Source organism: Cellulomonas sp. RIT-PI-Y (assembly GCF_025642745.1).
Lineage (GTDB): Bacteria > Actinomycetota > Actinomycetes > Actinomycetales > Cellulomonadaceae > Cellulomonas.
In genome coordinates, this window is record NZ_JANZKP010000006.1 from 86,939 (window position 1) to 104,942 (window position 18,004).

Annotated in this window: 14 protein-coding genes; all 14 read right to left on the bottom strand. The window is 73.8% G+C overall.

Annotated elements, in window-relative coordinates:
- Window positions 1–21: 21 nt before the first annotated feature.
- The 14 genes from OGL89_RS03775 to OGL89_RS03840 all read right to left on the bottom strand — a co-directional run bounded on the left by OGL89_RS03775 (window position 22) and on the right by OGL89_RS03840 (window position 17,926).
- Window positions 22–1,437: a nucleotide pyrophosphatase/phosphodiesterase family protein gene (locus OGL89_RS03775; RefSeq protein WP_263118536.1), complete on the bottom strand. Its 1,416-nt coding sequence runs from the start codon at window positions 1,435–1,437 to the stop codon at window positions 22–24.
- Window positions 1,434–2,630 carry a metabolite traffic protein EboE gene (gene eboE / locus OGL89_RS03780; protein WP_263118537.1) on the bottom strand — a complete coding sequence of 399 codons (1,197 nt, stop codon included), beginning with the start codon at window positions 2,628–2,630 and terminating at the stop codon, window positions 1,434–1,436. Before eboE ends, OGL89_RS03775 begins: the two co-directional genes overlap by 4 nt.
- Window positions 2,631–2,641: 11 nt before the next feature.
- The gene (locus OGL89_RS03785) at window positions 2,642–3,511 is read right to left on the bottom strand and encodes a TatD family hydrolase (protein WP_263118538.1); all 870 of its coding nucleotides are present in this window, start codon (window positions 3,509–3,511) and stop codon (window positions 2,642–2,644) included.
- The gene (locus tag OGL89_RS03790) at window positions 3,511–4,239 is read right to left on the bottom strand and encodes an EboA domain-containing protein (protein ID WP_263118539.1); all 729 of its coding nucleotides are present in this window, start codon (window positions 4,237–4,239) and stop codon (window positions 3,511–3,513) included. The genes OGL89_RS03785 and OGL89_RS03790 overlap by 1 nt, the downstream gene beginning before the upstream one ends.
- A gap of 29 nt (window positions 4,240–4,268) precedes the next feature.
- Window positions 4,269–5,120, bottom strand: a complete 852-nt coding sequence (locus OGL89_RS03795; protein ID WP_263118540.1) for a sugar phosphate isomerase/epimerase family protein — start codon at window positions 5,118–5,120, stop codon at window positions 4,269–4,271.
- Complete coding sequence (locus OGL89_RS03800) at window positions 5,117–6,166, bottom strand: SCO3242 family prenyltransferase (RefSeq protein WP_263118541.1); 1,050 nt, start codon at window positions 6,164–6,166, stop codon at window positions 5,117–5,119. The genes OGL89_RS03795 and OGL89_RS03800 overlap by 4 nt, the downstream gene beginning before the upstream one ends.
- The gene (locus OGL89_RS03805; protein WP_263118542.1) at window positions 6,163–7,284 is read right to left on the bottom strand and encodes an inositol-3-phosphate synthase; all 1,122 of its coding nucleotides are present in this window, start codon (window positions 7,282–7,284) and stop codon (window positions 6,163–6,165) included. Before OGL89_RS03805 ends, OGL89_RS03800 begins: the two co-directional genes overlap by 4 nt.
- Entirely contained in the window at window positions 7,281–8,288 is a 1,008-nt protein-coding gene (locus OGL89_RS03810; RefSeq protein ID WP_263118543.1) for a sugar phosphate isomerase/epimerase family protein, read from the bottom strand. The genes OGL89_RS03805 and OGL89_RS03810 overlap by 4 nt, the downstream gene beginning before the upstream one ends.
- Before the next feature lie 30 nt (window positions 8,289–8,318).
- Window positions 8,319–9,527, bottom strand: coding sequence for a DUF916 domain-containing protein (locus tag OGL89_RS03815; RefSeq protein ID WP_263118544.1), 1,209 nt, complete (start codon window positions 9,525–9,527; stop codon window positions 8,319–8,321).
- An 89-nt stretch (window positions 9,528–9,616) separates the two neighbouring features.
- Window positions 9,617–10,894 (bottom strand): hypothetical protein, encoded by a 1,278-nt coding sequence (locus tag OGL89_RS03820; protein WP_263118545.1) that lies wholly within the window; start codon window positions 10,892–10,894, stop codon window positions 9,617–9,619.
- A gap of 17 nt (window positions 10,895–10,911) precedes the next feature.
- Window positions 10,912–11,877, bottom strand: a complete 966-nt coding sequence (locus OGL89_RS03825) for a sugar phosphate isomerase/epimerase (RefSeq protein ID WP_263118546.1) — start codon at window positions 11,875–11,877, stop codon at window positions 10,912–10,914.
- Window positions 11,878–12,035: 158 nt separating this feature from the next.
- Window positions 12,036–15,473: a PQQ-dependent sugar dehydrogenase gene (locus OGL89_RS03830; RefSeq protein ID WP_263118547.1), complete on the bottom strand. Its 3,438-nt coding sequence runs from the start codon at window positions 15,471–15,473 to the stop codon at window positions 12,036–12,038.
- A gap of 181 nt (window positions 15,474–15,654) precedes the next feature.
- The gene (locus tag OGL89_RS03835) at window positions 15,655–16,827 is read right to left on the bottom strand and encodes a Gfo/Idh/MocA family oxidoreductase (protein WP_263118548.1); all 1,173 of its coding nucleotides are present in this window, start codon (window positions 16,825–16,827) and stop codon (window positions 15,655–15,657) included.
- Between the two features lie 61 nt (window positions 16,828–16,888).
- Window positions 16,889–17,926, bottom strand: a complete 1,038-nt coding sequence (locus tag OGL89_RS03840; RefSeq protein ID WP_263118549.1) for a substrate-binding domain-containing protein — start codon at window positions 17,924–17,926, stop codon at window positions 16,889–16,891.
- Window positions 17,927–18,004: the final 78 nt, after the last annotated feature.

Below are 18,004 nucleotides of genomic sequence, written 5' to 3' on the forward strand. Positions count from 1 at the left end.
GCCGAATCCGTTGCAGCGGATTCAGGCCGGATCGGCCACCAGCGCCCCCAGCCCCTGCAGTTCCAGCACCGCCGACCGCACCGCCGACGCCGGGACACCCCCGGTGCGCAGGTGCCCGGCGACCACCGGCGGCACCTCCTCGTCCGAGCACAGGATCATCGGTGCGTCCGCGGTCGATCCCGGCAACCGGCCGTGGGTCCCGCGCACGCAGCTCGGGTCCAGCGGCGTGGTGGACATCGCGTAGCGCAGCCCGAGCCTCTTGCGCACCAGATGCAGTCCCGCCCGCGCCTTCGCCCACCGGTCCGACGGGTCGAAGAACAGCTCCGCCGGGTCGTAACCGGGCTTGCGATGGATGTCGACGCCGCGGGCGTAGTCCGGTGCCCGGTCGTCGTCCAGCCAGAAGTAGTAGGTGAACCAGGCACCGGGTGCGGCGACCAGCACCAGCTCCCCCGCGTTCGGGTGGTCCAGCCCGTGACCGGCCTGTGCCTCGCGGTCCAGCACCAGGTCCACGCCGGGCAGCCCGCGCAGCAGGGCGGTCACCCGGGGCAGGTCGCCGGGGTCCCGGACGTAGACGTGCGCCACCTGGTGGTCGGCGACCGCGAATGCCCGGGAGCTCCACGGGTCCAGCTGCTCACGCCCGTCCTGGACGTAGACCTCCAGCAGCCCGGCCGAGCGCAGCACCCGGTTCACGTCGACCGGGGTGTCCGCGGGCTCGATGCCGTACTCGGAGACCACCAGCACCGTGATCCCCCGGGACGCGGCGTCGTCCAGCAGCGGCGCCAGCGCGGCGTCCAGCTCCGTGGCGGCGGCGTCGGCCCGCGGGTCGAGCGGTCCGAAGCGCTGCAGGTCGTAGTCCAGGTGCGGCAGGTAGGCCATCGTCAGCGGATCGGTCCGAGTGGCCAGCAGGTGCCGGGTGGCGTCGACGATCCACCGGGTCGAGGTGATCGACGCGGTCGGCCCCCAGTAGGTGAACAGCGGGAAGTCGCCGAACCGCCCGGTCAGCTCGTCGTGCAGCTCCGGCGGGCGGATGTAGGCGTCCGGCGACTTGCGGCCGTCCGCGTGGTAGACCGGCCGCGGCGTGACCGTCACATCGGTGGACATCCCCATCGCGTACCACCAGCACACGTTCGCGGCGGTGTACCCCGGATCGGCGCGCCGGGCGGTCTCCCACAGCTTCTCCCCGGTGATCAGCCGGTTGTGCTGCCGCCACAGGTGCACCTCCCCGAGCTCGCGGAAGTACCAGCCGTTGCCCACCGCGCCGTGTTGCGCGGGGGCCAGGCCGGTGAGCATCGTCGACTGCACCGAGCAGGTCACCGCGGGCAGCACGGTGTCCAGGCGGGCCTGCCACCCCCCGGACGCCAGCCGGCTCAGCCGGGGCATGTGGGCCAGGGCACGCGGCGTCAGCCCGACGACGTCGAGCAGCAGGACGGGCTTCATGCGGACCTCCGGGCTCGTGCGGCGGTCGGGGCGGGTGCGGGCACCGGCACCGGCCGGGTGGGACGGTCGGCGGCCCACAGGTCGGCGGGCAACAGGTGTTCGACCGCCCAGCGCAGCTCGGCCGCGATCCCGGCGACCAGGTCGGACTCGGCGCGTGCCGCCAGCTCCTCCGGCAGCACCGCCCAGGTGTAGGTCTCCACGTCCAGGTGCGCCTCGTCCCCGTGCGGGGTGCGGGCGACCGCCCCGACCGCGGCCCGCAGCACGTCGGTGGTCGCGGACAGCGGTGCGGCGGGCCGGGCGTGCAGCGGGACGTGCACATGCACCCGCCAGGGTCCGGCGGCGGGCAGGGAGTCCAGCGCCTCCGGCAGGTCGTCGGCCCGGAGCACCCCGTCCGGACCACGCTCCCGGGTCTGGTGCAGATACCGCGGCTCGGCGAACCGGGCCACCGCCTCGCGCGCGACCGGGTCGCCGGGGTCGTCCACCTGCAACGCGGCGGAGGCCTGCACCTTGACCACCCGCAGTCCGGCGTCCCGGATCCGGCGCACCGCCTCGACCGGGTCAGCGAAGGAGGTCGCCAGGTGGCAGGTGTCCAGGCAGATCCCGACGTGCTCCGGGTCGATCACGTCGGTGCGGGCGGCCAGCCAGTCGACCACGTCGTCCACGGTGTCCAGATGGCAGCCCGGCTCCGGCTCGATCGCCAGCCGGACCGTGCGCGGCAGCGCCCGCAGCCGCTCGGACACCCGGGCCAGCGAGTCGGTGGCCGCGCGGTCCCGGTCGTCGGTCCAGCCCTCGCGCCAGCCGAGCGGCAGGGTGGAGATCGACCCGGCCGCCCCCTCCGGCAACAGCTCCGCCAGCACCCGAGCGCAGGCCAGCGTGTACTCCGCCCGCTCCGGGTCCGCCCAGGTCGGCCGGTACACCGCGTGCTTCACCACCTCGGCGTGGAAGCCGCCGTACGGGAACGCGTTCAGGGTGTGCACGGTGAGTCGCTGTTCGTCCAGCACCGTGCGCAGCCGCTGCCGGTCCGCCGCCGACCGGTCCAGCCGGTGGGCCAGGGTCGCGGGCAGCCACAGCCCGACCCCGAGCGTGTCCAGCCCCGCGGCGCGCCGCACCGGTCCGGCGTACCGCTCCAGCTGCTGGACCACTCCGTCCAGGTCCTCCGCGGGGTGCACGTTGGTGCAGTAGGACAGCAGCATCGCCCGCCGCCTCATGCCCGCACGCCGCGCAGCACCGAGGACCCGGCGAACTCGGCGGGCACCGGCGCCGCCCCCGCGACGAACCCCGGCACCGGGTCGAGCACCAGCGTGGATCCGAAGAACGCCACCGGGTTCCGCCACAGCACCTGGTCGACCTCGTCCGCGGTGAACCCCGCCTCCAGCATGGTCATCCCGGTGCGCCAGGTCTTCAGCGGGTCGGAACGACCCCAGTCCGCGGCGGAGTTCACGATCATCCGCTCCAGCCCGTACTCGCGCAGGATCGCCACCATCCGGACCTCGTCCATCTTCGTGTCCGGGTAGATCGAGAACCCGGCCCAGGCCCCCGCGTCCCGCACCAGCGCCACCGTGGTCTCGTTCAGGTGGTCCACCAGCACCCGGTCCGGCGTCATGCCCGCGTCCCGCACCACGTCCAGCGTCCGCCGGGTCCCGGCCAGCTTGTCCCGGTGCGGGGTGTGCACCAGTGCGGGCAGCTCCGCCGTCACCGCCATCGCGAGCTGTGCGGCGAACACCTCGTCCTCCTCCCGGGTCATCGCGTCGTAGCCCAGTTCGCCGACCGCGACCACGCCCTCCTTGGCCAGGTACCGCGGGATGACCTCCAGCACCTCCCGGCAGCGCGGGTCGTTCGCCTCCTTGGGGTTCAGCCCGATCGTCGCGTGGTGCCGGATGCCGAACTGGGCCGCCCGGAACCGCTCCCAGCCGATCAGCGCGTCGAAGTAGTCCACGAAGGACCCCACGCCGGTCCGGGGCTGCCCGAGCCAGAACGCGGGCTCCACCACCGCCCGGACCCCGGCCGCGTACATCGCCTCGTAGTCGTCGGTGGTGCGGCTGGTCATGTGGATGTGCGGGTCGAGGATGCGCATCAGAACTCCTTCTCCGGCCCGGCGATCCGGGCGAGGTCGTCGGGGACGACGCGACCGGCGGCCCGTCGTTCGGCCGCCAGGTCACCGGCCATCCGGGCCAGCTCCGCGTCGGCTCGTTCGGTCAGACCGGTGACCGCGTCCAGGCTGACCTGCTGGAACACCAGCTTCACCACGGCGTGCCGCCAGCTGTGCTGATCGAGGTGTGCCGCGGCGAACGGGCCCGTGGCGGCCGCGACCAGCGAGGGGTCGTTCGTCCGCAACGCGTCCGCGGCCAGCTCCAGGCCGACCGGTACCAGCTCCGGCGGCAGCGGCCCGCGCACGGTCAACGCGTCCAGGCCGCGCAGCACCCCGCGCCGCTCCCCGGTGTCGCCCTCCCGGTAGCGCACCCGAAGCTCCTCCGCGAGCGCATCCGGTGCGACGTCTCCGTCGAACGCGGCCACGACCAGCGCGGCCCGGGCGGCATCGGCGACGGTGCCGTGCACCACCCCACCGGGATCGCTCCCCGGCCGGAGCGGATCCCGTCCCACCCGGCGCGCCGCCCAGGCGAAGGGCTGCGCCAGTGTCCCGGGGTCGCGCCGCACCTCGGCGACCGCCTCGGCCAGCCACCCGGTGGCGGGAGCCAGCGCGGCGGCCACCACCGTGGGCGGGTCGGCGGCCGGCGAGGAGGGCGGCCGACTGACGGTCGGGTCGTGGTCGGTGCGGGCCGGGGACGGCGTCGTCGGCGTCATGGCTGCTCCAGGGGGGTCGGAGGGACGGGTCAGGACGTGGACGGCACCGGGCGGGGCCGCCGGGCGGTGGTGATCGCGGTGTGGCTCGCACGCAGGAGACGCGGGGCGTCCCAGGAGTGGCGTGGGAGCTCCACCGAGACCACCCCGTCGAATCCGGTGCGGTCGAGGGCCGCGAGCGCCGCGGGCAGGTCCAGATCCCCCTCCCCGAACGGCCGGTGCTCGTGGTGGGTGTCCGGCATATCGTCGATCTGCACGTGCGCCAGGGCCGGGGCCGCCGCCGACAGCGCGCCATCCACCCCGCCCGGCTCGACCACCAGGCAGTGCCCGATGTCCACGGTCAGTCCGAGCGGGCCGGGATCGCCCAGTGCCGCCCGCACCGCGAGCGCGTCGGCGACGGTCTCCACCACCATGCCGGGCTCCGGTTCCAGCGCGAGCCGCACGCCGGAGCGCCCGGCGACGCCCACCAGCCCGCCGAGCCGATCGAGCAACCGGCCCCGCGCCGTCTCCGGGTCGTCGCCGGGGGTCAGCACGCCGGAGAAGAACTGCACGGTGGCCGCCCCGAGCTCCTCGGCCACCTGCACCGCACGACGCAGGTAGGCCACCCGGGCATCGGCCTCGGCGTCCACCAGGGCGGGTGCGTGCTTGCGGCGCGGGTCGAGCAGGAAGCGGGTGCCGGTCTCCACCACCACCCGCAGCCCGGCCGACTCCAGCCGGCGGTGCAGCCGGTGCACCTCGTCCGGCCCTGCCCACGGGTCGAGGTGCGGGAAGCCGAGCGTGAGCGCGACCGCGCCGTACCCGGACTCCGCGATCAGGTCGAGGGCCTGCGGCAACGGGTGGTCGCCGAGCCCGTTGGTGCCGTAGCCGAGCGTCCAGCCGGTCACGTCTCGCTCACCGTCCTGCCGCGACGCCGCAGGGCGATCCCCACCAGCCCCGCGAGCCCGATCACGCCGGCTGCGGCCGGCGACCCCGAGCGCGCGGCCCAGGCCACCTGCAACGGGATCATCGCCCGGATGCCCGCCCCGGTGGCCGTCCTCGCCCGTGCCGCACCGGGCTCCCGGACGGCCGCGAGCTGCGGGCCCAGCACCGACGCGGCGTAGGCCGCCGCACCGCCCAGCGTCGCCAGCCGCCCGAGTGCGCCGGCTCCGGCGCGCGAGGTCGGTACATCGGCGCCGAGTTCGGTAGCGCGGGGACCGAACTGACTGCGGGAGTACCGAACTCGGCGCCGCGCGACGGTGGGCGGAGTGATCCGCAACCGGGGGGTGCCCGCGGTCGTCGGGCGCGGGAGCGCGGTGGCCGCCAGCACGGCCGCGCTCCCCGCCAGCACGCTCGCCGCCACCACCGCGCTGGTGCCGTGCACCTCACCGCGGGACAGCCAGGTGACCCCGGCGGTGTGCCCCGCCACGGTCAGCGCGGCGGGCGCCGCGGCACGCAGCCGTCCGACCCCCGCGCCCATCAGCACGTCCAGGCCCCGGCACGCCGCCATCGCCACCGGCCCGGCCGGGCTCTCCTTCAGCACCGCGTCGTACAGCCACACCCCGACGGCGAGCGGGGCGGCGACCGCCAGCGCCCGCACCCCTCCGCCGACCGCCGCACACCCGAGCCCGGCGACCCCCAGCCCGCCGGCCACCGCCACCGCGCGTCGGGGCGTGATCCGCCCGGACGGGATCGGACGCTCGGGTCGCTCGACCGCGTCCAACTCCCGGTCCGCCCAGTCGTTGAGTGCCATCCCGCCGGAGTACAGGCACGCGGACGCGAGGGGCAGCGCCGCCCGCCGGAGCGTCCACGGGTGACCGGCGGCGGCCGACCCGGCGAGGGCGTCGCCCAGCACCGTCAGCACCGCGGGCGCCCGCACCAGCTCCAGGTGGTCGGCGACCGTGGGCGTGCCGCGATGCCCTGGCACCCCGAACCCGCGGACCAGGACCGTCACAGCGCCGCCTCCGCCGTCCGCTCCGCCCACGCGCGCAGCGCCGCCGCCTGGTCCGCGGCGCCGTGCCGGTCGCTGCCCCACGGGTCCTTGAAGAAGAACCCCAGCTCGGGCACCACCCCGGCGAGGCCGGCCCGGTCGGCCAGCGCCAGCAACCGGGTCAGGTCCAGCACCATGGGCGCGGCGAGCATCGAGTCGTAGGCGCTCCAGGTGGTCTGCAGCGTGATCCGCGAGCCGAGGAAGCCCTGCACGTGCACGTGGTCCCAGGCGACCTTGACGTCGCCGAGATCGGGCACGTTGTCGATATGCAGCGGGGTGACGTCGCTGCCGGTCAGGTCCCGCAGGCCCCGGGTCTTGGAGGCGAGCTTGGAGCGCACCGCCGCCGGGTCGGCGAGGGTCGCACCGTCCCCGCCGCCGAGCAGGTTCGCCCCGGCCCAGGAGAGCACCCGCAGCCCCCGGTCGGTGAACGCGGGGGCGAGCACGGTGCGCAGCCAGGTCTGGCCGGTCTTGCCGTCCTGCCCGGCGACCGGCACCCCGGCCTCCCGGGCCAGGTCGAGCAGGGGCCGCATGCCGGTCGACGGGGTGAAGCCGGCGTAGGGACTGCCGGCCAGCAACGCGGCCCAGGCCATGACCGCGGAGGGCGGCAGCACCTCGCGGTCCGGCTCGGCGATCGCCTCGACGGAGAAGTCCGGCAGGTCGTGGGGCGGCTCGGTGGAGGACAGGTCGATCACCACCACCCGGGACAGGCCGTGGCGCTCGCGGAAGTCGATCAGGTCGGCGGCCAGTCGTTCGGCCTCCTGCTGCTGGGAGCGCCCCGGCGGCAGGGCGGCGTAGCCGGGGCGGATCTCGGCGTCGGCGAGCTCCAGGTCGTCCCGGGTGGCGGCGAGCAGGGCCGCGGGGATCATCCCGGCGTCGACCAGGGTCTCGGCCCGCTTGGCCAGGGAGACATCGCTGACGTCGTGCCCGCCGACCACGATCCGGTCCCAGTCCTCGAGCCCGGGCCAGCCCGCGGTGACGCAGCCCTCGGGTCCGGCGTGCCCGCGCGCGAGGGCGGCCAGGCCGAGCACGGCGGTGGTGGCGACCGACCCCCGGGCGCCGATCAGCCACAGGCCGGTGCTCACGCGTCCTCCCGGGTGGAGAAGGCGGAGTCGAAGGCCGCGTCGGGGGCGTCGAAGGCCAGCGACCGGACGAACTCCAGCGCCTGCGGGGCGCCGAGCAGCCGGTCCATCCCGGCGTCCTCCCACTCGACCGAGATCGGGCCGGTGTACCCGATGGCGTTCAGCGCCCGGAATGCGTCCTCCCAGGGCACGTCGCCGTGTCCGGTGGAGATGAAGTCCCAGCCCCGGCGCGGGTCGGCCCACGGCAGGTGCGATCCGAGCCGGCCGTTGCGGCCGTTGTGCATCCGCCGGCGGGTGTCCTTGCAGTCCACGTGGTAGATCCGGTCGGCGAAGTCGACCAGGAACCCGATCGGGTCCAGGTCCTGCCAGACCATGTGGCTCGGGTCCCAGTTCAGCCCGAACGCCTCGCGGTGCCCGATCGCCTCCAGGGTGCGCACGGTGGTCCAGTAGTCGTAGGCGATCTCGCTGGGGTGCACCTCGTGCGCGAACCGGACGCCGACCTCGTCGAACACGTCCAGGATCGGGTTCCACCGGTCCGCGAAGTCCTGGTACCCGGCCTCGATGGTCTCGGCCCGGACCGGCGGGAACATCGCGACGTACTTCCAGATCGACGATCCGGTGAACCCGACCACGGTGTCCACGCCGAGCTTGGCCGCGAACCGGGCGGTGTGCTGCAGCTCCTCCGCGGCGCGCCGACGGACCCCCTCCGGGTCGCCGTCGCCCCAGATCCGCGGGGAGAGCATGTCCTGGTGGCGCTGGTCGATCGGGTCGTCGCAGACCGCCTGGCCCTTGAGGTGGTTGGAGATCGCCCAGACCTGGAGGCCGTAGCGGTCCAGGACGTCGCGGCGGGACTGCACGTAGGCGTCGTCGTCCCAGCGCCACGGGTCCAGGTGGTCGCCCCAGCAGGCGATCTCCAGGCCGTCGTAGCCCCAGCCCGCGGCCAGCTCGGCCACCTTCTCGAACGGGAGGTCGGCCCACTGGCCGGTGAACAGGGTGATCGGTCGCATGGTGTCTCCTTCGACAGGTGCGGGTGGGGATCAGGCGGTGCGCGGGGCGGATCCGCCCAGGGCGGCGGCGACGGCGGCGTCGACGGCCCGTTGCTGGGCGGCCCGGCGGCGGCGACCGGCACCGGCCCGCCACACGACGACCGCCACCACCAGCAGCAACGCGGCGATCCAGGTCCACGGGATCGCCCAGGCCTGGGCGGAGGCGGTGGCGGTGGGCACGGCGACGTCCTCCGCGGTCGCCCCCGGCAGTGCGACGACGGTGCCGTCCACGCTGATCTCCGCGGTGGCCAGCAGCAGCGGCCAGACCTCCTCCAGGGTGGCGGTGCGCTGGACGGTCGCGCCGGGGATCAGCTCGGGCAGGTCGACCTGGGCAGCCGGGGCGCTGCCCCAGCCGAACGGGCCGCCGACGGTGACGGTCTCGCCGGGGGCGATCCGCGCGTTGCCGGTGTTGGTCACGGCGAAGCTGACCGTGGCGGTGCCCGGGGCCAACGGGTTCGCCCCGGCGCCGAGGTAGCTGACCCGCACGTCGTCGACGGTGAGCGCGGGGGTGAGCTCACCGGTGACCCGCAGGTGGATCCGGGAGCCGAGTCGCCGGTCCACGGTGACCCCCTCGGCGTTCTCCACCCGCAGCGTGGACACCACCCCACCGGCGTAGTCGCCGGGCTGGGCGACCGCGGGGACGGTGAGGGTGAACGGCACCTCGACCGACTCGTCCGGCGGGACGGTCACCGGGCTGCTCGCGGCGACGGTCCACGCGCCGAGCGCCCGGGACTCCTCCCCCGCGGGCAACAGGTCGAGGGTGCCGTCGGGGGTCAGGAAGCCGTCGGCGGCGTAGACGTCCAGGGTCAACGGCTCGGCGCCGCGGTTGGTGACGACGATCGCGTCCTGCAGGGTGCCGCCGGGCGGCAGCCGGTACGCGAAGTTGGGCCGGTCGGTGCCGTGCACGCTGTCGGCCGGGCGGACGCCCCAGGAGACCTGCGCGGGGTCCACGGCCGGCTCCACGGCGGCGGGGGCGGGCACGGCCGCGGTGCTCGGCACCGGGCCAGCGGCGCTGGGCTCGGGGCCGGCTGCGCTGGGGGCGAGGATGGTGGCGTCGGCGCTCGGCGCCAGGGCGAACAGCCCGGCCAGCGCGAGCGTCAGGATCAGGATCGCGGCGCGGAGCGCGGAGCGGAGCGCCGGGCTCGGCGGGGACGTGAGGCGAGCGGCCTCGTCGTCGTGAGGGGTGGAGCGCAGAGACATCGTGAACCGCCTGAACGAGGGAGTGGGCGGGGTGGGGTGCCGTCGTCCCGTCCGGGTCGCGCGACCCGGACGGGACGACGGCGTGCCGGTCAGCTCAGCGCGGTCAGCGTGAGCGTCGCGGTGTAGGTGCCCGACGGGGAGTCGAGCGGGAGCTGCAGGTCGAGGTCCGCACCGACCAGCGAGGAGCCACGGGCGTGACCCTCCTCCGCCGATGCCAGGGTCCGGGCCACCGACAGGCCCTCGCCGCCGCCCTCCAGGGCGCTGGGCACCGGCGCACCGGCCACCGCGTCACCCGCGTTCTCCAGCACCTCGGGCGTCCAGCCCAGGAAGGAGGAGGACAGTGCCTGGCCGCCGGCCCGGAAGTCGGAGACCTGCGCGGTGATCGACCAGACCGGGTCGCCGGCCCGGGTGTCCTGCACCCGCACCGGCACGATCTCGCCGGTGGCCTGGTACCGGTCCTGGAGCTCCTCGGCGACGCCCAGGTTCACCAGGCCGTTGCCGCCCTCCAGGGACCAGGTCAGCTCACCCGCCCGCTGGTCCGGCACGGTGACCGCGATCGCCTGATCGCCCGCGACGGCCTCGCCCGGCTGCTCGCCGGTGAAGTCGCCGGTGACCGATCCGGCGGTCACGCCCGGGCCGAAGGCGGCGGCCGGGTCGTTGCCGTCCAGGGTGATCGCGCCGAACACGGTGGTCTGGGCCACCCGCAGGTTCGCGGTGTTGCCCGAGAGCACCAGGTCACGGCCGATCGTGTTGCCCCAGGAACCGGGGCTGCCGTCGGCGTTGGCGCCGATCAGCACGTCCCGGGACGAGCCGGTGACCGAGACGCTGCCGCCCACCACCGCGCCGGAGACCAGCGCCCCGAAGTCGGCGTCGGCGATGGTGACGTCCCCGTCGACGCCGGTGCGCACCAGGTCCAGGTAGGTCGGCGCCTGGGCCAGCAGACCGCCGGTGATGTCCGAGTCGGTGATCTCCACGTCGACGCCGCCGGTGGCGACCGAGCCGCCCACGGTGAGGTCGTTGAGGTAGAGGAACCCGACCCGGGTGTCCGAGGCGTAGACGCTGATGTCCCCGCCGACGCTGGTGCCGTCGATCAGCACGCCGTACGGGTCGGTGGCGACCACGTCACCGGTGATGGTGGCGGAGGTGGCGTCCAGCCAGCCGCCGGGCTCCACGATCACCGAGCCCTCGACGGTGGCACCGCCGAGGACGCAGTCGGCGCCGGCCGGGACCACCAGGTCGCCGGTGACCGCCTGGTCGCCCAGGTCGGCAGTGCAGTCGGTGCCGGCGGCCTGCGCCACCGGGATGCCGACCGCGGTGAGGGCGAACGTCCCGACCAGCACGGCCGGGATCTTCCACATGCGCTTCATGGTTTCCTCTCCCCGCCTCAGCCGCGCAGGCCGGCGATGGCGTCGTAGCTCCGGGCGGCGTTGCCGAAGGAGTCGAGCGGGTGGGGCGGCACGGCGGTGCTGGACGCGTTGTCCTGCTCGTACAGACCGAAGTGCTGGCCACGGGTGCGCAGCTGCGACAGGAAGGACTGGTACGGCAGGTCGCCTGCACCGAACTCGATGATGTCGTAGCCGTTGGCGGCGGCCTCGTTGGCCTTGCCGTCCTTCAGGTGCAGCAGCGGGTAGCGCCGCGGGTTGCGCAGGATGTAGTCGACCGGCTCGAACCCGGGGTACTTGTGCTGGCCGACGTAGGCCCAGTAGATGTCCATCTCCAGGAACACCAGGTCCGGGTCGGTGTGGTCGTAGAACACGTCGTACAGCCGGACCGACGGGTCGACCGGGTCGAACCGGAACTCGCCGTCGTGGTTGTGCTGGTAGAGCTTGAGCCCGGCGGCGGTGACCTGTTCGCCCCAGCCGTTCCACTCCTCCGCGGCGGCCAGGTAGCCCTCCTTGGTGGCGTCGTTGGTCGGGGCGTTCCCGGTGCCGAGGTGCGGCATGCCGAGGGTGTGCGCGATGTCGATCTGGTTGGCCAGGTCGTCCCGCAGCAGCGTGGTGCTGACGTGGGTGCCGACCGCGCGCAGGCCGTTGTCGTCGAGCAGGGTGCGCAGTTCCGCCGGGGTGATCGCCCCGACGTCGCCCTGGGTGTACCCGGCGAACTCGACCTCCGAGTAGCCCATGGCCGAGAGCTCCTCGAACACGGTGCGGAAGCCGACGGACGACACCTTGTCCCGCAGGGTGAACAGCTGGATGCCGATCCGGTTGGCGGGGACGAGCTTGGCTCCTCCGCGACCGGGTGCGGCGGCGGCCGGGGTCAGCGCCCCTGCCGCCTGTGCGCCGAGCGCGGTGCCCACACCGACGGCCACCGTCGAGGCGGCCAGGGCCTTCATCACGGAACGCCGACTCATCGGCCGTGCCGGGATCTGTGCGTGCTGGTGAGCGTGTCCCGGGGTCCCCGCGAGCTCGGGAGCGCAGCGAGCGGGGTTGTGGGGTGTCTTCATGTCTCTCCTTCGAGACGAGCGGGTCACGGGGCCGGGTGGGCGTGATCCACCCGGCCCCGCGGCCACTAGCTGCGGACGGTGAGTGCGGTGCTGGTGCTGCTCGGTGCGATACCGGCCGTGCCGCGGTAGGCGACCTGGACCTGGTAGGTGCCCTCCGGGAGCTTCCCGAGGGTGACGACGCTCGCGCCGGTGGCGTCGAGGGTCCCGGTGGCGGTGGCCACCACGGCGTTGTTGCGCCTGACGGTGACCGTCACGTCGCCCGCCGGGACGATCCCGGTGGCCGACTGGACCTGCACCTGCACCGTGGCGGCGACCGCGGGCTTCACCTGCGGGGCCGTGGCGGTGACGGTGGAGGTGGTGCGGGCGACGGTCAGTCGCACGGTCGCCTCGGACGGCTTGAAGACCTCGCCGCCGGAGTAGACCGCCCGCAGGGTGTGGCTGCCCACCGCCAGGTCCGCGGCCAGCGGCACGTCGGCCGTGCCCGCCTCGGTCAGCGGGGCGCGCCCGACCTCGGTCTCGCCGAGGAACAGCGCGACCTCCCCGTCCGCGACGCCCTCCGCCGCGGTGACGGAGACGCTGACCACGCCGGGGTTCCCGAACGGCACCCGGCCCGCGGCCACGGCGGCCACGGTGGTGGTGTCGACGGTCGGCTCCTGCGGGGCGTCCAGGTCGATCGAGAACGCGACCTGTCCCAGCTCGGAGACGTTGCCCGCGGTGTCGGTGGCCCGGTAGCGCAGGTCGTACGCCCCGTTCTCACCGAAGGTCACGCCGTACTGCTGGTTGGCGGCCAGGGCGATCCAGGTGGTGCCACCGTCCCGGCTGTACTCCACCGAGCGCAGCGCTCCGTCGTCGGTGGCCTGCACCGCGAACCGGACCGGCTCGGTGAAGACCCCGCCGACACCGGTCGGCTCGGCCGGGGTCAGGGTGTGCGCCACCTGCGGCGCGGTCACGTCCGCGACACCGGCGCCCACCATGGTGATCGAGTCCAGTGCCAGCTCGTCCGCGCTGGTGACGACCAGGTTCCCGGTGCCCTCCGGTGCGGTGAACGCGATCTCCACGTCCTTCCATCCGGAGCCGCCGGGGATGGTGGCGGTGGCGAAGGGCTGCGCGTCGGCGGCGCCCCAGCGCAGCTGGACCTGCCCGCCGCCGCTGGACCGGACCACCGCACCGGTGATCCCGGTGAAGTTCACCGGGGTGTAGGTGATCGAGTCACCGGTGCCCAGACCCCGGATCGCGTTGCCGCCGGAGGCGGACTCGTCGGCGTAGACCGTGACGCCCTGCTTGGCACCGTGCTCGGCCTGCTGGGTCTTCGGGTTCAGCCGGGCGGTGGCCTCACCGCGGGCGGCCGGGACGCCGTTGGCGCCGTTGTCGGTGTAGGTGACCACCACGGCGCCGTACAGCAGCGCGCCGGGCCCGTGCTCCGGGGAGTTCGGGTCGGTGGCGAAGGCACCCTGGCAGCCGGTGCCCGAGGTCTCCGGGTGGGCGTGCTCGTCGTGACCCAGACCGTAGGTCCAGGACACCCGGGTGCACGCCGTCTCCGTGCCGTCCTCGGCGTCGGTGGTGCTCACCTTGAACGGCACCGCCTGGCCCCAGTCGAAGAACCCGCCGTTCGCCGGGTAGTCCAGGGACACCTCCGGTGCCTGGTTGCCGACCGAGATCGGATGGCTGGTCAGGGTGAACTTCCCCTGCGGGTCGGTGACCCGCAGCCGGGCGGTGTAGAGCCCGAGCTCGGTGTAGGTGAAGGAGGCGGAGACGCCCTCGGCGTCCCAGGTCCCGTTCCCGTCGAAGTCCCACTGGTAGGTGAGCGCCTCGCCCTCGGGGTCCGCGGAGCCGGAGGCGTCGAACGCGACCTCCAGCGGAGCGGCCGAGGAGGAGGTCGGGGTGGCGGTGAAGGCCGCCCGCGGCGACTTGTTCCCCTCCGCGTAGGAGATCCGGTACAGCCCGGCGTCGGGGTTGGCCCGGAAGAAGCCGTCGCCGTAGTCGAGCACGTACATCGACCCGTCCGGGCCGAACTCGATGTCCATCGGGTTGTCGATCGGCGGGAAGTCCTCCGAGCCGATCACGGCGTTCGGCGTGACGTCCTCGATGTGCGTGACCTCGAAGGTGTCCCAGTCGACGGTGAAGGCGGCGATGTAGTCCTGGGAGAACTCCCCGAAGAACGCCTTCGAGTCCCAGTACTCCGGGAACGCGGACTCACCGGCGTCGGCGTCGTAGTGGTAGACCGGCCCGCCCATCGGGCCCTGGCCGTTCCCGGTGCCGAAGTCGATCAGCTCGTCCCACGGCTGGTCGCCCGGCTCGTCGCCGTAGTACAGCGTGGCCGGCTTGGCCGGGGGCAGGTCGGTCAGGCCGGTGTTCCACCGGGAGTCGTTGACCAGGTGCGCCGGGTCGAAGAACGCTCCCGGAGTCGCCGTGGCGAAGTCCCAGTCGTTGTAGGCGAAGTTGTCGCCGGTGACGTAGGGCCAGCCGGAGTTGTGCGGGTCGTCCAGGCTGGTGACGTTCCACTCCACCAGGCCCATCGGTCCACGGCCGGCGGTCTCCGCCACCGCCTTGGTGGCGTCCGGGCCGTAGTCGCCCCAGGACAGGGAGTTCGTCTCCGGGTCGACGTCCAGCTTGAACGGGTTCCGCACACCCATCACGAAGATCTCGGGCCGGGTGCCCTCGGTGCCCTCCGCGAACAGGTTCCCCTCGGGGATCGTGTAGCTGCCGTCCTCCTCGACGTGGATCCGCAGGATCTTGCCGCGCAGGTCGTTGGTGTTGCCCGCGCCGCGACGGGAGTCGAAGCCCGGGTTCATCCCCGGGGCGTCGTTGTTCGGCGCGAAGCCGTTCGCACCGGGGGTGCCGGCCGGGGTGTTGTCGCCGGTGCCCAGGTACAGGTTCCCGTCGCCGTCCCAGTCGAAGTCGGCGCCGACGTGGCAGCACTGGCCGCGCTGCACCTCGACGTCGAGGATCTGCTGCTCGCTGGCCAGGTCCAGGCTCTCGCCGGTCCACTGGAACCGGGACAGCCGGTTCACGCCGACCCACTGGTCCCAGTAGGACTCGTCGGCGCCGGCCGGGAGGGTGTTCGGGGCGTTGCCGGCCGGGGTGTCCCCCGGCGGTGCGTACACCAGGTACACCCAGCCGTTCTCCTCGAAGTCCGGGTCGATCCCGACGGACTGCAGGCCGTCCTCGGAGTTCGCGTAGACCGGGATGTGGTTGACGATGCTGGTCACGCCGGTGTCCGGGTCGGTCAGCCGGACGTCCCCGTTGCGGGCGGTGTGCAGGACCCGTCCGTCCGGCAGCACGGCCAGGTCGATCGGCTCCCCGACGTCCTTGGTCAGGGTGACCTTCTCGTAGTTGCTCCAGTCGAGTGCGGCGTCCGCACCCGGCTCGGCACCGTGGTCCACACCGTCGTGGGCCTGCGCGGGGGCGCCGATCAGCGCGAACGCCGTCCCCGCCAGGACCGTCGCCAGCACCGCGGCGATCGGTCGTCTGCCGCGATGAGTGCGCGGCTGGATATCCTTCATGGGTGATGCAGCTCCTCAGGGGGTCTGGTCACCGGGGTCGGGTCCGGGTCGTGCAGCGGCAACGGCACCCGACCTCGTCATGACAGGTGATGCGCCGGCACCACAACCACTGCCGCCGGCGGGGTGATACTCGGTTCTCCTTCCACGTCGTCGTGGGGGTCGTGGGGGGTCGTGGGGAGGGTCAGTCGACGGACGTCCACCGGCTGTCCGTCGCGGCGGAGCGTTCCACCGCGTCCAGCACCCGCTGCACCGCCAGGCCGTCCGCGAAGGACGGGGCCGGGTCGGTGCCCGCGGAGATCGCGCCCACCAGGTCCACCACCTGGTGGGTGAAGGCGTGCTCGTAGCCGAGGCCGTGCCCGGCGGGCCACCAGGCGGCGAGGTACGGGTGCTCGGGCTCGGTGACCTGCACCCGGCGGAACCCCTGCACGTCGTCGTCGCCGTCGAAGAACTGCAGGACGTTCATGTCCTCGAAGTCGAAGGCCAGCGACCCGGTGGAGCCGTTCACCTCGATCCGCAGCGCGTTCTTGCGCCCGGTGGCGAACCGGGTGGCCTCGAACACGCCGAGCACCCCGCCGGACAGCCTGGCGAGGAACACCGCGGCGTCGTCGACCGTCACCGGGCCGGTGGTCTCGCCCGGTCGGGCGACCAGACCGCCGGTAGGCCCGCCCGCGGGGTACGGCCGCTCGGCGACGAAGGTCTCCAGTGTGGCCGCGACCCCGGTCACCGCCTGGCCGGTGAGGAACTGCGCCAGGTCCACCGCGTGCGACCCGATGTCGCCCAGCGCCCCCGACCCCGCGAGCTGCTTGTCCAGGCGCCAGGTCAGCGGCGCCAGCGGGTCCACCAGCCAGTCCTGCAGGTACTGCACCCGCACGTGCCGCAGCTCGCCCAGCCGCCCGTCGGCGATCAGCTGGCGGGCCAGCTGCACCGCGGGCACCCGGCGGTAGGTGAAGCCCACCATCGACCGGACCCCGTGCGCGGCGGCCCGCTCGGCGGCGGCCACCATCGCCTCGGCCTCGGCCAGGGTGTTGGCCAGCGGCTTCTCGCACAGCACGTGCTTGCCCGCGTCCAGCGCGGCGATCGCGATCTCGGCGTGGGTGTGTCCCGGGGTGCAGATGTCCACCAGGTCGACGTCGTCGCGGTCGACCAGCTCGGCCCAGCCGGTGACGGTCTGCTCCCAGCCGAGTCGTTCGGCGGCGGCCTTCACCCCGCCGGGGTCGCGCCCGGCCAGCACCCGCATCCGCGGGGCCAGCGGCAGGTCGAAGAACCGGGGTGCGGTGCGCCAGGCCTGGGAGTGCGCGGCGCCCATGAAGGCGTAGCCGATCATCCCGACGCCGAGCGTGCGTGCCTCGTCCATCGACGGGCTCCTTCCGTGGTCGGCGCCCCGGGCCGGTCCCTCCCCGGCCCGGGGCACCAGCTCAGGACTCGAAGGCCGAGTCGATGTAGTCGTCGACGTTGTCCTCGGTGACCACCGGGGCGAACAGCTGGACGGTGCGCGGCACGCTGAACGAGGCCAGGTCGCTCAGCGAGCGGTCGCCGTGCGCCACCAGCCGGGCGAGCTTGATGCCGTCCGCGGCCTGGGTGGACGGGTAGATGACGGTGGCCTTCACCACCGACTCCGGGTCCTGGATCTCGCGCATCATGTTGGCCGATCCGGCGCCGCCGACCAGGAAGAACTCGTCCCGGCCCGCGTTCTCGATCGCGGCCAGCACCCCGACGCCCTGGTCGTCGTCGTGGTTCCAGATCGCGTCGATCTCCGGCGCGGCCTGCAGCAGGTTCGCGGCGGCCTGCTCGCCGCCCTGGACGGTGAAGTCGGCGGCCACCCGGTTGGAGACCTCCAGACCACAGCCATCCAGCGCGTCGGCGAAGCCCTGCGACCGGTCCTGGGTCAGCGGGAGGGAGTCGATGCCGGCGATCTCCGCGATCACCGCGTCCGACTGGTCGCCGAGCTGCTCGCAGACGTAGGTGCCGGCGGAGACGCCCATGCCGTAGTTGTCGCCGAGCACCGTGCTGCGGGAGGCGAACGGGCTGGAGAACTCGCGGTCGACGTTGATCACCGGGATCCCGGCGTCCATCGCCTTGGTGGCCACGTCGGTGAGCGCGCCGCCGTCGAAGGGCAGCAGCACGATCGCGTCGACGTCGTCGTTGATGAACTGCTCGATCTGGCTGATCTGCAGGTTGACGTCGTTGGTGCCCTCGGCGACCCGGAGCTCGACGTCCTCGTACTTCTCGGCCTCGGCCTGGGCGGCGGTGGTGATCGCTCCCATCCAGCCGTGGTCGGCGGCCGGGGCGGAGAAGCCGATCACCACGGTGTCACCCGGCTCGTCGTTGTCCGAGACAGCCTGGTTCACGGCGTTCCCGGTGTCGGCGGGGTCCTCCGCCGGGGTGTTGGACGTGCAACCGGCCAGGGCCAGTCCGGCCACGGCGGCCAGCGGGATCAAGCGGCGGATGGACATGAGATCTCCTTTGACGATGTCCGCGTTCTGGGCAGGGGTGGGTAGGGACGTGTCGTTCCGGGGCCGACCTCGGCAGTT

Coding starts and splice junctions, on each gene's coding strand:
- OGL89_RS03815 (WP_263118544.1), bottom strand. CDS start 9,527: ATGTCTCTGCGCTCCACCCCTCACGACGACGAGGCCGCTCGCCTCACG.
- OGL89_RS03840 (WP_263118549.1), bottom strand. CDS start 17,926: ATGTCCATCCGCCGCTTGATCCCGCTGGCCGCCGTGGCCGGACTGGCC.
- OGL89_RS03785 (WP_263118538.1), bottom strand. CDS start 3,511: ATGCGCATCCTCGACCCGCACATCCACATGACCAGCCGCACCACCGAC.
- OGL89_RS03790 (WP_263118539.1), bottom strand. CDS start 4,239: ATGACGCCGACGACGCCGTCCCCGGCCCGCACCGACCACGACCCGACC.
- OGL89_RS03835 (WP_263118548.1), bottom strand. CDS start 16,827: ATGGACGAGGCACGCACGCTCGGCGTCGGGATGATCGGCTACGCCTTC.
- OGL89_RS03820 (WP_263118545.1), bottom strand. CDS start 10,894: ATGAAGCGCATGTGGAAGATCCCGGCCGTGCTGGTCGGGACGTTCGCC.
- OGL89_RS03830 (WP_263118547.1), bottom strand. CDS start 15,473: ATGAAGGATATCCAGCCGCGCACTCATCGCGGCAGACGACCGATCGCC.
- OGL89_RS03775 (WP_263118536.1), bottom strand. CDS start 1,437: ATGAAGCCCGTCCTGCTGCTCGACGTCGTCGGGCTGACGCCGCGTGCC.
- OGL89_RS03810 (WP_263118543.1), bottom strand. CDS start 8,288: ATGCGACCGATCACCCTGTTCACCGGCCAGTGGGCCGACCTCCCGTTC.
- OGL89_RS03825 (WP_263118546.1), bottom strand. CDS start 11,877: ATGAGTCGGCGTTCCGTGATGAAGGCCCTGGCCGCCTCGACGGTGGCC.
- eboE (WP_263118537.1), bottom strand. CDS start 2,630: ATGCTGCTGTCCTACTGCACCAACGTGCACCCCGCGGAGGACCTGGAC.